This window comes from Parapedobacter defluvii, assembly GCF_014642075.1.
In the GTDB taxonomy this organism is placed as follows: Bacteria; Bacteroidota; Bacteroidia; order Sphingobacteriales; family Sphingobacteriaceae; genus Parapedobacter; species Parapedobacter defluvii.
The window spans coordinates 150,070-163,901 of the sequence record NZ_BMIK01000010.1 but is presented as its reverse complement, the minus strand read 5'-3'; the positions used below and the strand labels follow the sequence as shown (position 1 = coordinate 163,901).

10 protein-coding genes are annotated in these 13,832 nt (G+C 48.8%); 4 read left to right on the top strand and 6 right to left on the bottom strand.

Annotated features, from left to right (window positions below; all coding sequences use genetic code 11):
• Window positions 1-21: 21 nt before the first annotated feature.
• From IEX60_RS15060 to IEX60_RS15050, 3 genes are all read right to left on the bottom strand, one after another.
• Window positions 22-618: a TetR/AcrR family transcriptional regulator gene (locus IEX60_RS15060; protein WP_188752050.1), complete on the bottom strand. Its 597-nt coding sequence runs from the start codon at window positions 616-618 to the stop codon at window positions 22-24.
• A gap of 110 nt (window positions 619-728) precedes the next feature.
• On the bottom strand, window positions 729-1,952 hold the full coding sequence (locus IEX60_RS15055) for an MFS transporter (RefSeq protein WP_229717585.1): 1,224 nt from the start codon (window positions 1,950-1,952) through the stop codon (window positions 729-731).
• Window positions 1,922-2,314, bottom strand: a complete 393-nt coding sequence (locus IEX60_RS15050) for a DoxX family membrane protein (protein WP_188752049.1) — start codon at window positions 2,312-2,314, stop codon at window positions 1,922-1,924. The genes IEX60_RS15055 and IEX60_RS15050 overlap by 31 nt, the downstream gene beginning before the upstream one ends.
• Before the next feature lie 121 nt (window positions 2,315-2,435).
• On the opposite strand from IEX60_RS15050, the gene rocD reads away from it, so the two are divergent.
• Window positions 2,436-3,671: an ornithine--oxo-acid transaminase gene (rocD, locus tag IEX60_RS15045; protein ID WP_308420755.1), complete on the top strand. Its 1,236-nt coding sequence runs from the start codon at window positions 2,436-2,438 to the stop codon at window positions 3,669-3,671.
• A 165-nt stretch (window positions 3,672-3,836) separates the two neighbouring features.
• The gene (rlmB, locus tag IEX60_RS15040) at window positions 3,837-4,613 is read left to right on the top strand and encodes a 23S rRNA (guanosine(2251)-2'-O)-methyltransferase RlmB (protein ID WP_188752047.1); all 777 of its coding nucleotides are present in this window, start codon (window positions 3,837-3,839) and stop codon (window positions 4,611-4,613) included.
• 3 nt (window positions 4,614-4,616) lie between these two features.
• Here the strand turns inward: rlmB and IEX60_RS15035 are convergent, their stop codons facing one another.
• Window positions 4,617-4,742 (bottom strand): 30S ribosomal protein THX, encoded by a 126-nt coding sequence (locus IEX60_RS15035; RefSeq protein WP_188752045.1) that lies wholly within the window; start codon window positions 4,740-4,742, stop codon window positions 4,617-4,619.
• A 251-nt stretch (window positions 4,743-4,993) separates the two neighbouring features.
• On the opposite strand from IEX60_RS15035, the gene IEX60_RS15030 reads away from it, so the two are divergent.
• Window positions 4,994-5,431 carry a hypothetical protein gene (locus IEX60_RS15030; RefSeq protein WP_188752044.1) on the top strand — a complete coding sequence of 146 codons (438 nt, stop codon included), beginning with the start codon at window positions 4,994-4,996 and terminating at the stop codon, window positions 5,429-5,431.
• A gap of 157 nt (window positions 5,432-5,588) precedes the next feature.
• Here IEX60_RS15030 and smc read toward each other — a convergent pair whose 3' ends face one another.
• Window positions 5,589-9,155, bottom strand: coding sequence for a chromosome segregation protein SMC (gene smc, locus IEX60_RS15020; RefSeq protein WP_188752042.1), 3,567 nt, complete (start codon window positions 9,153-9,155; stop codon window positions 5,589-5,591).
• Between the two features lie 100 nt (window positions 9,156-9,255).
• Between smc and IEX60_RS15015 the strand changes: the two genes are divergently transcribed.
• Window positions 9,256-11,094 (top strand): UbiD family decarboxylase, encoded by a 1,839-nt coding sequence (locus IEX60_RS15015; protein WP_188752040.1) that lies wholly within the window; start codon window positions 9,256-9,258, stop codon window positions 11,092-11,094.
• Between the two features lie 16 nt (window positions 11,095-11,110).
• Here IEX60_RS15015 and IEX60_RS15010 read toward each other — a convergent pair whose 3' ends face one another.
• Window positions 11,111-13,771, bottom strand: coding sequence for a DUF5916 domain-containing protein (locus IEX60_RS15010; protein WP_229717584.1), 2,661 nt, complete (start codon window positions 13,769-13,771; stop codon window positions 11,111-11,113).
• Window positions 13,772-13,832: the final 61 nt, after the last annotated feature.

Sequence of the window (13,832 nt, the reverse complement as noted above, 5' to 3'; positions counted from 1 at the left end):
ATTTGAGTTTGAGATTCAATGTTACGATGCCAATGCCTTGATAAATCCCGCAACGGCATCTTCCAGGATAAGCTTCGCAGTCTTTGGATCGCCCGGAGATACCATCGTCATGGCGACAAGCCCGTGAAGAATTGACCAAAAAGTCATTGCTTTAAGATGTACGTCGGCGTCCGGTTGTTTGCTTTCCTTTATGGCCGCTTCAATGGTTTGATGAAAAACGGTACTGACCTGCATGATCTCACGCGTTTCCCGGACCATATCGCAGGTAGGGATGCCCAGTCCGTACATAATCTGATAATACTTCGGATGCTCCTCGGCAAACGTCCAATAAGCATTGGAGAGGGACATCAATTGATCTGTCGGTCGGTCGTGCGTCTTTTTCGCTTGATGGAGCCGATCGGCTAGCAGCGCATAGCCTTCCTTTGAAAAAGCACTCCGAATGGCTTCCTTGCTTTCGAAGTGTTTATAAACAACGGGTGTGCTGTACTCAATGGCATCGGCAATCCGACGGATGGAAAGTGCATCCCAACCCTCGTCTTCCACGATTTGCCACGATTGCGCCAGTATGGCTGAGCGAACTTGTTCTAATTGCCGTTGCTTACGTTCAGATATTCCCATTTGGTGGCGGTGTGCATAAAAGTTAACACTGTCAGCAAAAGTAACGACTGAAACTTGCTTTCCGAAGTAGATGGGTAAAATACGACAATACGATGACGGAAGGTAGCTTGTTAGGTCTTGCGATGGAATAAAAGGTGGCCGGCCAGCATCAGGATTGAACAACCGATCCCCACAACAGAGACGCCTGTCCAGCCTAAATACTGCCATGCCAAGGCGGCAACGAAAGTGCCTAAAGAGCCACCGATGAAGTAACTGGTCATATAAATGGTATTCACGCGGTTCGTAGCTTCCGGATGCCGTGCAAAAATGATGGCCTGATTAGTTAGGTGGATGGCTTGCAGGGCCATGTCAATTAATAATACACCGATAATCAATGCGAGGTAGCTGTTGGCTCCGGGACCGCCCAGCAAAAGCCACGAGAGCAGCGAAATGGCGCACATGGTCACAATGACACGGTTTTTATTGAGCTGGTCAATCCGTTTACCCAGTATGGCCGGAACGACCGCTCCGGTTACCCCTAAAATCCCAAATGCACCGGCTATTCCGCTCCCAGCATGGAAGGGCGGTCCTTCCAAGTGAAACACCAATGTGGTCCAAAATGCAGAAAACGTAGCAAAACTGCATGCGCCCCGCCACGAAGCTAACCGCAGTTCGGGGTCCGACCGGAGGTACTGGCGAAGTGATCGCATCAGTGCGGCGTAACCGTCATGGAAAGCAGGAGCAACCTCAGGCAATTGCCGGATCAGAATAATCCAGTAAACAACCATTACGACCGCCCCGAAAAAAAACATATGGCGCCAATCTAGGTATTCGCCGATTATCCCGCTGATGATACGCGAAGCGAGTACCCCAATCAATAGGCCACTCATAACCAAGCCAATGGAATGACTTTTTTTATCGGGTGTGGCGAGTGTAGCAGCCATTGGAACAAACAGCTGTGGTATCACGCAACTCAGTCCGATCAGAAAGCTCGCGGCCGCCAGCCAAGGTAATGAGCAACTGAAGGTCGCCAGCAGCAGGGAAAGCGGAATAAACGGAAAAATCGTCAATATCACCCGTCTGCGGTAAAACATATCGGCCAACGGAACAATAAAAAACAGTCCAAAGGCATAACCGATTTGCGTCAACATGGACACAATGCCGACTTCGCTTTCCAAAACGTCAAAGTCACGGGCAATCAAGCCCAATAGGGGCTGATTATAATAGTTGTTGGCCACGACAAGCCCGGCACCGACCGTCATCAGCCATAATGTTTGCTTACTCAAGCCACTACCGGGCGGTGCAGGCTGCCGGTCAAAAAGCATTAAGCGTGTGCCTCCTGTGTGGCCCTGCATATGCCCTGATAGATCAGCAGACCAGCGAGATACATGCTATGGATCAACTGTATCGATACCGCATTCCAGTTTTCAATAAGTGAGCTGCCGAAGATAAGGAGAGTCATGGTTGTCAATCCGGCCATCAGCGCGTAGTTAAACCAACGTCCGCTGATGAGCCACACCCCGATCAGGAATTCGGCAATTGCTAATGCGTAGCCAAAAACAACTACCAGTCCATAGGGAAGCGGAGTTGCTGCAAATTGTTCGGCCATGCCTGAGGCAAACCCATCAAGTTTGGGAAGCCGCACCAAACCGTGGCCCAGAAATGACATCGCAATAGGAAGGCGAAGAAAAAAGTCGGTAAGATATTGCTTATTCATGTTGATATCTTATTGAATAATGCAAAGATACCATTTTTCTCAGCGACCCGGATACACCTTGATTTTTCAGTTTGTGCGGATTCCGTTATCTGGTTTCCGGAAAGAATGTTAATTTTGGAACATGTCACCAACGATGGGTAATCTTTCAAAAACCCGGCAATTCATCGAAAAAGAATTGGCGTACAGCGCCCACAACTACCACCCGTTGCCGGTGGTTTTGGAGCGGGGTGAAGGGGTTTACCTTTGGGATGTGGAAGGAAAACGTTACTACGATTTCCTTTCCGGTTATTCTGCCGTAAACCAAGGACATTGCCATCCGAAAATTGTAAAAGCGTTGGTAGATCAGGCGCAAAAGCTTACGCTGACCTCGCGAGCGTTCCACAGTGATTTGTTAGGCGAATATGCCGAATATATTACCCGCTATTTTGGATACGGCAAAGTGTTGCCCATGAACAGTGGAGTGGAAGCGGTTGAAACGGCATTGAAACTCGCCCGTCGGTGGGGTTACGATAAGAAAGGAATACCGGCCAATCAGGCCAAAATCGTTACGGTAGAAGGCAATTTCCACGGACGCACGCTGAACGTGGTATCGTTCAGTACTGACCCGTCGTCGCGCGATGGCTTTGGGCCGTTTATGCCCGGCTATGAGGTGATTCCCTATAACAACCTGGACGCCCTGGAAACTACGTTAGCAGATCCCAATGTGGCAGGATTTCTGGTAGAGCCGATTCAGGGTGAGGCTGGGGTGTATGTGCCGGAAGATGGGTACCTCGCAGCGGCATACAACCTGTGCAAACGGTCGAATGTGTTGTTCATCGGAGACGAAATCCAGACGGGGCTAGCCCGTACCGGCAAGATGCTGGCATGCGACCACGAGGAGGTACGTCCGGATATTCTGATATTGGGCAAAGCACTTAGCGGCGGCACGTTACCCATTTCTGCGGTATTGGCAGATGACGACATCATGTTATGTATTAAACCGGGTGAACATGGCTCGACCTATGGCGGCAATCCGTTGGCATGCAGGGTAGCAATAGCGGCGTTAGAGGTAATCAAGGATGAGAAATTGGCGGAGCGTGCGGCAGAGCTAGGTGAATATTTCCGCGAACAATTACAGCAATTCCATCATCCTAACATCAAACAGATCAGAGGGAAGGGATTGCTGAATGCAATTGTCATCCATCACGAAAATCCGGAAGCAGCTTGGGAACTTTGTCTGGTACTGAAAGTTAACGGACTGCTTGCCAAGCCAACGCACGGCGATAAGATCCGTTTTGCGCCTCCACTCGTCATTACAAGGGAACAATTGGACGAATGCATTCATATCATTCAACAAAGCTTAACCGTACTGGAATAATAGTAATACTTTCAACCGATGCGGAATCGAATGGGATGCCGTTTTAATTTGCCAAATAGCAAGGAGTTACACCCCGCCACTATTGTGATACGTTTCGTGGTCTAATGATACCGGCTAAATTGGTATAATATCCGTAACTTGCGCCCACAAATTCAATAAATAAGCATGCACCAACAACAGCGGTACGACCGTCATGAAAGAAGAGAAGCGAATCAGCAGGTATATGGGATACGTGCGGTCATCGAAGCCATAGACAGCGGGAAAGAGATTGAATCTATTTTTGTTCAGCGTGGGCTTAGTGGTCAACTGCTCGTTGAACTGAAACAGGTGCTTAAGCAATTCGGCATCACCTATCACCAGGTCCCGGTCGAAAAACTTAATCGCATGACGCGCAAAAATCACCAAGGAGTCATTGCGGTCATTTCACCGATTACCTATCAGCGGACGGAAGACCTGGTACCGTCCATCTACGAAAGGGGAGAAGTGCCGCTGCTGCTCATCCTTGACGGAGTTACGGACGTACGTAACATAGGTGCTATCGCACGTACTGTCGAATGCGCAGGTGTACATGCACTCATCGTACCAAAAAAAGGTTCTGCCGAAATTAACCCGGATGCCATAAAGACTTCAGCCGGGGCATTGTTTAAAATCAATGTTTGCCGGGAAGACAGTTTGGCCAAAACCGCCCGTTTTTTGCAGGAATCGGGAATCCAATTGATAGCATGTACAGAAAAAACAACCGACAACTTATATCAACTGGATTACACAGTGCCAACCGCATTGGTGTTGGGCTCGGAAGAACACGGCATCTCGGACGAACTTATCCGCATAGCCGATCACCTGGCAAAAATTCCCATGGCCGGATCGATCGCATCACTTAACGTTTCGGTGTCGACAGGTGTTGCCCTTTACGAAGTCGTAAGGCAACGGTTGACAACCTAAGACTTATTCTGCAGCATTCTCAGTATCGGCTGCCGATTTCTTTTTCCGCTTCTTGGCACTTTGCCTTCTTTTGCCATAGGTACCCTTTACAATTTTGCCCCGTTTGGTTTTCTTATCTCCTTTTCCCATATTGAATAAATTTTTGATGTTAACAATACGATGGGCTTGCCTAGTAAGTACAAACTCCCTGAAAATGGGTTTCAAAAAACTGGAATACGAAGTTAATAAATGGTTACGACAAAAGACAAATTAACATGCTGACATTTTTTCATGCCTCTCAAGTGGTATATTATCGTCTTAATTATAAGTTAAATTACACTTGTATACTATTGTAAATCAAATATATAAGTAGGTTATATAAACTATCAATTTGCATGTGAATGGAGCGTCGGTACAAAGTCGGTGGGTATGAGGTAATCGTTGAGCTTAAAGAGGGGCTTGTGCGTATCGTAAATAACGATGCCTTCAAACATGCTGTAGCGGTTCAGTCCACGAGCTCAGTGGCTTCCCTGATTGGTTCCATACAGGCAGATTATATAACAGGGTATGGAACGTCATTGGCTATCGGAGATAACTCTTTTGCCGTCGAAATTTGGGGGCATCTTTATTTTGAATATTTCTTACTGAAATATAATAAGTTACTTCGTATTATCTTTTTATTCGGTTTATATAAGAGGTTCCTTCGTTCGTGCCAGGTGTTTGATTGTGGGGAAGCAGGCAAAGACCCCAATAGGTGGGTTTGGGACCGGTTAGCCCGCTACCGCCGTACCATCGAAAGCTGGTTGCCGAAAATCCATTCATGGTTGATAGATAGGTAGTAATGGGGTCGCAAGCTGGTTGCGGATGTCATGTACGACGTGGGGCTATACAGACCCGAAGGTGTTCCGGGATATCTTCAAACGGATTGCCGGATTATCGCCGGTGGACTATGCCAACCGATATAACTGATAAAACATGGACGATAAGCTATTTATGCTATGCGACTTCCCGCATATCTACGGCCACCACACGTGATACACCTTGTTCGACCATCGTTACCCCGTAGATAATGTCTGTGCTGGCAATGGTGCGTTTGTTGTGCGATACGATGATGAACTGGGACTGGTCCGAGAACTTACGGATGATGTTGTTGAACTTGTCAATATTGGTATCGTCCAGCGGCGCATCTACTTCGTCAAAGATGCAGAAGGGGGCTGGCTTTAACAGATACAGCGAAAACAAGAGCGCGGTGGATGTCAGCGTCTTTTCACCTCCGGAAAGCTGATTGATGGAAAGCGGCCGTTTGCCTTTGGGCCGGGCCATGATGTCGATGTCGGATTCCAGCGGGCTTTCCGGATTGCTGAGTATTAAATCGCATGTATCTTCTTCATTGAACAACGAGCGGAATACCGTGATGAAATTCTCGCGTACCTTGGTAAACGCTTCCATGAACTTTTCCCGTGCGGTATCGTCGATTTCCTGAATCGTTTCCAGGAGTGAGTTTTTGGCATCCAGCAGGTCCTGTTTTTCCTTGACGATAAAGGTATAGCGCTCGTTCATCTCCTGGTAGGCTTCCATTGCCATCGGATTGATGGTGCCGAATTCGTCCAGTTGCCTCCGTAGTTTTTCCGTTTTAAACCGCAGCGTTTCTTCGTCTTCTTCGGGCTGTTGCAAGCCGGTGTTGCTTTCTTCCGTATGGTTCGACATCAATTCGGTGATATCGATGGAGAATTCAACCGATAGCCGCTCTTTGAGCGCATTAAGATCTAATTTTAAATTGGTCTTTTTGTCACGCAGCTCGTCGAATAAAAAGTCGACCTGTTCTTTCTGGCGACGCAACCGGGTAATCTGTTCCTCGGTTTCATTGATTTTACCGCGGGAAGCATAGTAGTCTTCTTCTACGTCCTGCAAGCCCTTTTCATAGGCTTCTTTCTGTGCATACATGGCAATCAGATCCTCATCCGAATCATCGACATGTTGAAGCGTATCCTTGATATCCGCTTGTACCTGTTCGTATTCCGCCATATTTTTAGCAATCCGGGTTTCATAGGTCTCCCGTAAGCTTTCCCGGTATTCAAGATCCTTATCAATCCCGGATACCTTGTTCTGTTGCTGGTGAAAGCGTATGTTTTCTTGGTTATAGGCCGATGATTTTTCCGTGAGTACTTCGGAAAGTTCCTGGAATGCATGTTGCATTTCCTGCAATACGGTGCCTTGTTTTTCCTTATCAACTTGTAAGGTCTCCAACCGCGGTTCTGCCTCTTTGAGCTCACGGGTAATAGCAGCCATTTTCTGCTCGATATCCTGCTTACGGTTCTGGCTGTTGGCGATGAATGCCTGGTATTGTTCCTGCTTGGTTTTTACAGACACAAGCTCGTTGTTGAGCCGGTTGAGTTGCTGACCCAATTCCCCTATGCGGGTCTTTTGTGAATTTCCCTTCAGGCTCCCCAATCGCTGGGTGTCGTCATCCAGTTTTTGCTGACGGATGGCGATCTGGTTGCTCAGCGATTTGATTTCCTTGGCCAAGTTTTCAAGGTTCTTGGCACGTCCGATGCGTTTCCCTTCGAACAGACCCACGGATCCGCCGGCCATGCCGACCCTGTTTTTACTGAATTTGCCACTTTTGTGCAGGATGACGATGTCTTCGGTGGGCAGACTGCTTTCCAGCGTCTTTTCGTCGTCTGTCTGGAGCAGAAACACGTTATGCAGTAATCGGCGGCACAGGGGGAGGTATTGCGCTTCCACGCTGATGATATCCAATGCGGGGGTCAGCCGGTCGTCGATTGAAGGAATGCTATTGGGTGCCGGTATATCGCCAAGGGCGTCAAGTACAAAGAAATTGGCCCGTCCGCGTGCCGCATCGCTGAGCAGCCGGATGGCGTGCACCGCCTCGTCCTGACGTTGCACCACATAGTGATTCATATAAGGTTCTAGGTAGTTTTCAATGGCGATGCGGTAGGTTTCCTGACAAAATAGAATGTCTGAAAACAACGGATATTGCTTTTTCCACCCCGCATTTTTACGGAGGAAGCGGATGGATTCCGGGAAACCTTCGAGGTTGTCGACCAATGACTTCGTCAGGTTGTATTCGTTCTGCTTCGCGTCGAGCTGCCGGTTGTCCCGGATCAGTTCATCCTTAAGCACTTGGATGGCCGTTTCCGTATCGGTAATTTGCTGTTGGAGTTCGCTTTCCGATTGCACCGTGGCATCGTATTCTGTTTGCAGTGCTTCTATTTGTCCTTCCAACTGATCAACCAATGCGTTGAACTGGTCAAGTTCCGAAGCCTTTGATTCGGCATCCGTTATGTTCCGGACGCTTTCCTGTTCCAGTGCATCGTGCTGTATACGCAGCACGGCAATTTCCTTTTCGAGCTTGTAGATTTCGTTCTGCAACTCGTTTTGTTGGCGTACGGTGGCATCCAATTTATTTTTTGCGGTTTGCTGTTGGCCGCGGAGTTCATCCACTTCTCCCTTTTGTCGTTGCAGTGTCGCGGCAATGCCATCCAACTTGGTCTGTTCCACGAGCTGCTCTTCGTTGAGCCGCTTGATGTTGTATAACGCGTGGTTGAGCTGCTGTTTGTCCTGAGTGAGCTCATTAGTCAGGCGGATCTCTTTGTCCTGCAGGTTCCGTAGCTGCTCGTTTTTGACCTTTTTATCACTCTCGTAGGCACGTATTTTTGCGACGTATTCGTTGGTTGCTTTCTGCTGGGTGGCTAGGTTTTTCTCCTTGGCCAGGCTTTCCTGTTTTAGCTGTTGAAGCTGCGCCTCCAACGTAGCGATTTCTGTATTTATGCGTGTCTGTTCCGTACGTTGTGCCAGCTCCTGTTCCTCGATCTTGGCCAGCGATTCACTGAAGTGGGCGATGCGGTAGGAAGCCAGCGCGATGCTGAGTGTTTTATACTGTTCTTTGAGGCGGTAGTACCGTTCGGTCTTTTTGGCCTGGTTTTCCAGTGTTTTTAGGTTTTTTTCAATTTCGAACAGGAGGTCATCCACCCGCTCCAAATCACTTTCCGTATCTTTCAGTTTGCCGAGGGTCTGTTTCTTGCGGACTTTGTACTTGGAAATACCCGAAGCCTCTTCAAACAGGTTCCGGCGCGAATTTTCCTTGTTGTTGATGATTTCATCGATCATTTTAAGCTCGATAATGGAATATGTATCGGCGCCGATACCGGTGTCCAGAAAGAGGTCGGTAATATCTTTGAGCCGGCATTTTACATCGTTGAGCCGGTACTCGCTTTCGCCGCTTCGGTAGAGTTTCCGTGTGATGGTTACCTGAGAAAACTCCGTGGGCAGGATGTTCTTGGTGTTGTCAAACGAGAGCGATACTTCGGCAAGGTTGGCCGCTTTACGGTTTTTGGTGCCGTTGAAGATGATATTTTCCATCTTTTCCGAACGCAGCATGCGGGTACTCTGCTCACCCAGCACCCAGCGGATTGCATCCACTACATTGGATTTTCCGCATCCATTTGGCCCCACGATGGCGGTGACCCCTTCGTTGAAATGGATGGTTATTTTATCGCCGAAACTTTTGAAACCCTTTATCTCAAGCTTGGTGAGTTGCATCGGTATCTATCTTCTCTTTTCCTGTTTCCGTGGCGAATTTAACAAATTGGATTGATTAAGTACACGGATCGGCTATCTTTGTCCAATAATAGCAAACAATATGGGATATACGAGCCTTGCCGAATGCGTTAGCGACCTGGAGCGTCACAAACACTTGATCCGTATCCGCCAGGAGGTAGACCCGTATTTGGAAATGGCAGCCATCCATATGCGTGTATACGACGCACAGGGACCGGCATTGCTGTTTGAAAACATCAAAGGCAGCCCATTTCCGGCGGTTTCCAACCTATTCGGCACGTTGGAGCGGTCACGTTTTATGTTCCGCGATACCCTGGATAAGATCAAGGTACTGGTAGACGTCAAGTCCGATCCCGTGCGGGCGCTGAAAAAGCCATTGCGTTATGCCCATGTGGCATCCACCGCACTGTCTGCACTTCCCTGGAAGAAGAAAAGCGGAGCACCGATCCTGCACAATACGACCCGTATCAGCCATTTGCCGCAGATTGTTAACTGGCCGATGGATGGTGGTCCTTTCGTGACCATGCCGCAGGTATATACCGAAGACGCGACTAAACCCGGTGTCATGCATGCCAATCTGGGCATGTACCGCATTCAGTTGGCGGGGAATGATTACATGACCGATACCGAAGTCGGCCTCCACTACCAACTCCACCGGGGTATTGGCGTGCACCAGACCAAGGCCAATGCACTGGGGCGACCTTTAAAAGTAAGCATTTTCGTAGGTGGCCCTCCGTCACATGCATTATCGGCAGTGATGCCACTACCTGAAGGATTATCCGAGCTGACATTTGCCGGTGCATTGGGTAACAGGCGTTTCCGGTATTTTTACGACGACGAAGGATTCTGTATTTCCGCGGATGCTGATTTTGTAATCACGGGAACCGTCTATCCACAGGAAAACAAGCCCGAAGGTCCTTTTGGGGATCATTTGGGGTATTACAGCCTGATCCATCCCTTTCCGTTGATGCACGTGCATAAGGTGTACCACCGTCCCAATCCGATCTGGTCGTTTACCGTAGTAGGGCGGCCACCGCAGGAGGATACCAGTTTCGGTGCGTTGATCCACGAGATTACCGGTTCGGCCATTCCACAGGAAATAAATGGCCTCCATGCCGTTCATGCTGTAGACGCGGCGGGTGTGCACCCACTGCTTTTTGCCGTTGGAAGCGAGCGCTATACCCCTTATCTCAAAACCGACCGGCCGCAGGAAATTCTTACCATTGCCAATCAGATATTGGGCAAGAATCAATTGAGCCTTGCCAAATACCTTTTTATCGCCGCATACGAAGACGATCCGCAACTCAATATACACGATATCCCGGGCTTCCTGAAGCACATATTTGAGCGGATGGATTTCAGCCGCGACCTGCATTTCCATACCCGGACCACCATCGATACACTGGATTATTCGGGTGATGGGCTGAACGCGGGTTCTAAAGTGGTATTTGCCGCTGCGGGTGGGGCGAAGCGTACGCTATGGAGTGAGTTGCCCGGAGGTTTCGAGCTACCCCGGCCATTTGCTGCCGGTAAGCTTGCATTGCCGGGTATCCTGGCCGTCGAAGCACCTTCCTATGCTGATGACGCAACTGAAACGGAACGCATTGAAACTTGGTGCTGGGAGATTGAAAACCAGGATTTATCGGGCATCGCTTTGATGGTGCTGTGCGACGATGCGGCGTTTACGGCTGCCGGTGTAAACAACTTAGTCTGGATTGCCTTTACCCGAAGCAACCCTTCCCACGACATTCATGGCGTAGGAAGCTTTATTCAACACAAACATTGGGGGTGCCGTGGACCACTGATCATCGATGCGCGCAAAAAGCCCCATCATGCACCCGAATTGATCAAAGATCCCGATGTGGAAAAACGGGTGGACGCTTTGGGAGCGGCTGGCGGGCCGCTGCACGGGATTATTTGAGAAACCGTCATCCTCATCAGCGGTTAAACCAATAGTTGATTTTTATCATGAACGTGTTCGTGGCCGGCAGTCCGAACATCCGGTCCAGGTTGCTTTCCCACCCGGGGTGATAGATAATGTCCTGATAAGATCGGTTGTGCTGCCATACCAGGTAAAGCGTCGAACCGGGAAGGTATTCCCAGCGGGCAACTAGGTTGGAACGGAGTTCATTGAAACTGAAATCCGGATTTTTAAACGATAGCTGGCCATTACTGCCATCGACAAAATAATGGCCATCGTTCAAACTGATGTCATTGTCGGCAATCCGATAGAATCGGTTGGAATAGCTACGTGACCGTGTATCAGCCGCTAGTTTGAAGTTGTCGTATTTTGCCACCGACGTAAACGGAGAACCATAGTATTGGATCGAGATATCCGGCGTGACATTGACCTGTATATTCACGGTCACCCCATACGTTTTCTGCTTCATCCGGCCCATCACATATTCCGTTTGACCATCCGTATCGGCAGGCGGCTGTACGCTGCTTACGTATTGCAGGTTATCGGCATTCCAGGCATAATCAAATTGTCCGGTCAGGCGCATGTGGTTTCCAATGCGGAAAATCAAGCTCGGATGTACCTGGTTATACCCCGTTTCCTCGGCCAGGTAATGCCGGCCGTCATAAATCAGTTTATACACCACCCGTTTTGCCCGGTCAGAGTTTACGCTGATATTGGTTTCGAAGTTTGCGTTATACCGCATATCCGGTCCTCCCCGTAGTCGGCGGCTATCCACAGTATTCCAACTGAAGGTTTCCTTCACATCCATCTCGATCCGGTGTTTTATGCTCAAGCTACGCCAACGGATGGCCACATCGTTGTTGATTGCGTCACCGCCGTAATTCCAGATATTTTTCTGGGTCAGGTTGATTCCTGCAAATCGGAACGGACCCCAGGGATCGGTTTTCCGGAAAGCAATTTCCGTTTCGTTCAGCTTATAGTCCGATTGCCTCATGTATCCCACGTCGTTGAGGTCAAATCCGGGTGATGACCAACTGAATAACTGGGAGAAGTTCCATTGCGCGTTACCTTTTTTCCCCACTTTTACATAACCACCGGTTCCATGCATCGAGCGGCTATCCAGATTAAGGTTCAGATAGCCGGCTCCGGACTCCCGGTGGAAATAGTGTACCGCATTTGTTTTCGTTTTTAACAAAGCTTCCGGCGACCCATGCAGGGTACTGAACATGCCTTTCGCATCGATGTAATAAAGGCGGTTTGCGAAATATTGGGTTACATCCACGCCTGCCGTGAATGCGTTGCCGATCATGGCATCCTGGAGATGCTTTTTTGTCAGATTCCGGTTTACGGCGGTCACCATACCCCCCAATAGGGTATTTCCATTCCAGTTTTTCTGAATCCGCGCAACGGTATAATTAGTCAGCGGTTCGGTCACTTCTCGGTCGTATATCCCGTTGCGCATCACTTTTGACGAGGTTTGGGCGGTAACACTTTCCAGCAACCCCACGGTCAGCCCCTTCCGGTTTGTTCCGGTTAATTTCAGGGCACCGATGATGGGGATGAAGGTAGGGGTGCTGGCAAAATTCTCGACGTTGTCTATACCCTGGGGTTGGTAGAAGGGCATGGCACCGATCCTGCGGGAATAGAACATCATCCCCTCAGTGTTGTTGTCAAATTCCAGGATATGCTTTCCCTCTAGGAAAAAGGGTCTTTTTTCGTCGTAGAACACCTCATAAGCAGATAGGTTCATCACGGAGGGATCCAGCTCCACCTGGCCATAATCGGGATTGATGGTGAGATCCAATGTAAAATCCTGCAGGGCTACTTTTGCATCCAGACCTGCGCTTCCGTTCCATTGGCGGCCTTTCTGAAAAGGACTTTGGGGTATTTGGGGTTCGACTGTATGTTTACCCATCACATAGGGCATAAATTCCACCCCCCGGGGTTTGGGCAGGTCAGTTAAGCCATGCATTTCACCAAAGGAAAAGACGTGTCCGTTATTCTTGATGGGAATCAGGCTCCAGTTTTGTACCTCATTATTCCTGCGGATGATGCGCCTCACGTGCAATCCCCATATTCCATCCGTGTCCTTCTGGTTATACCTCAGTTGGCTGAATGGAATGCGGAGCTCCGCTGTCCAGCTCGAATCCGATAGGTTGATGTGTGTCCGTCCTTCCCAAACCGCATTCCAGCTTAGGTTTACCGAAAGTTTGTCCGTAACCGTCAGGTCTGTTTTATTTCCCCCTAAGTTGATGTTGAATTCCGGAGCCACTCGGTAATCGTGATACGTATCAAATGCGATGCTGATCAGGTCCCCGTTACTGTTGTCATCCCGGTTCCCGATAAAAGCATTCATGGTTTCAGGATGCTGATCTTTGCAATAAACACCTATGTAGATATGCTGATCGTCGTAGAAAATCTTCATGCGCGTCCACGAAGCCGTGTATACGCGTTCAAAAGGAATAACCTGGGAAAATTTTTCAGACCATTCACCGTCGTCCTGCCATACATCTTCGTCCAATTTTCCATCTATTTTGAGGCGTTCTCTGTTAAGCCGGGTGATATGATATACGCGTTTGTAAGCATCTTCAAAAGTGACTACTTCTTTCCGTTCATCCTGCGCCCTGGATTGCAGGCAGGCAAAAACGAGAAGCACCACGCAAGGGTATTTTATCATGTATTATTTTAATTGGCGTGCTAAGTACTGCCAAAAGTATTAAAATTAGTTACAATTGCGC

Bases quoted from the DNA above. Each gene is read 5' to 3' on its own strand.
- IEX60_RS15060 (WP_188752050.1), bottom strand. From the start codon at position 618: ATGGGAATATCTGAACGTAAGCAACGGCAATTAGAACAAGTTCGCTCA.
- IEX60_RS15055 (WP_229717585.1), bottom strand. From the start codon at position 1,952: ATGCAGGGCCACACAGGAGGCACACGCTTAATGCTTTTTGACCGGCAG.
- IEX60_RS15050 (WP_188752049.1), bottom strand. From the start codon at position 2,314: ATGAATAAGCAATATCTTACCGACTTTTTTCTTCGCCTTCCTATTGCG.
- rocD (WP_308420755.1), top strand. From the start codon at position 2,436: ATGTCACCAACGATGGGTAATCTTTCAAAAACCCGGCAATTCATCGAA.
- rlmB (WP_188752047.1), top strand. From the start codon at position 3,837: ATGCACCAACAACAGCGGTACGACCGTCATGAAAGAAGAGAAGCGAAT.
- IEX60_RS15035 (WP_188752045.1), bottom strand. From the start codon at position 4,742: ATGGGAAAAGGAGATAAGAAAACCAAACGGGGCAAAATTGTAAAGGGT.
- IEX60_RS15030 (WP_188752044.1), top strand. From the start codon at position 4,994: ATGGAGCGTCGGTACAAAGTCGGTGGGTATGAGGTAATCGTTGAGCTT.
- smc (WP_188752042.1), bottom strand. From the start codon at position 9,155: ATGCAACTCACCAAGCTTGAGATAAAGGGTTTCAAAAGTTTCGGCGAT.
- IEX60_RS15015 (WP_188752040.1), top strand. From the start codon at position 9,256: ATGGGATATACGAGCCTTGCCGAATGCGTTAGCGACCTGGAGCGTCAC.
- IEX60_RS15010 (WP_229717584.1), bottom strand. From the start codon at position 13,771: ATGATAAAATACCCTTGCGTGGTGCTTCTCGTTTTTGCCTGCCTGCAA.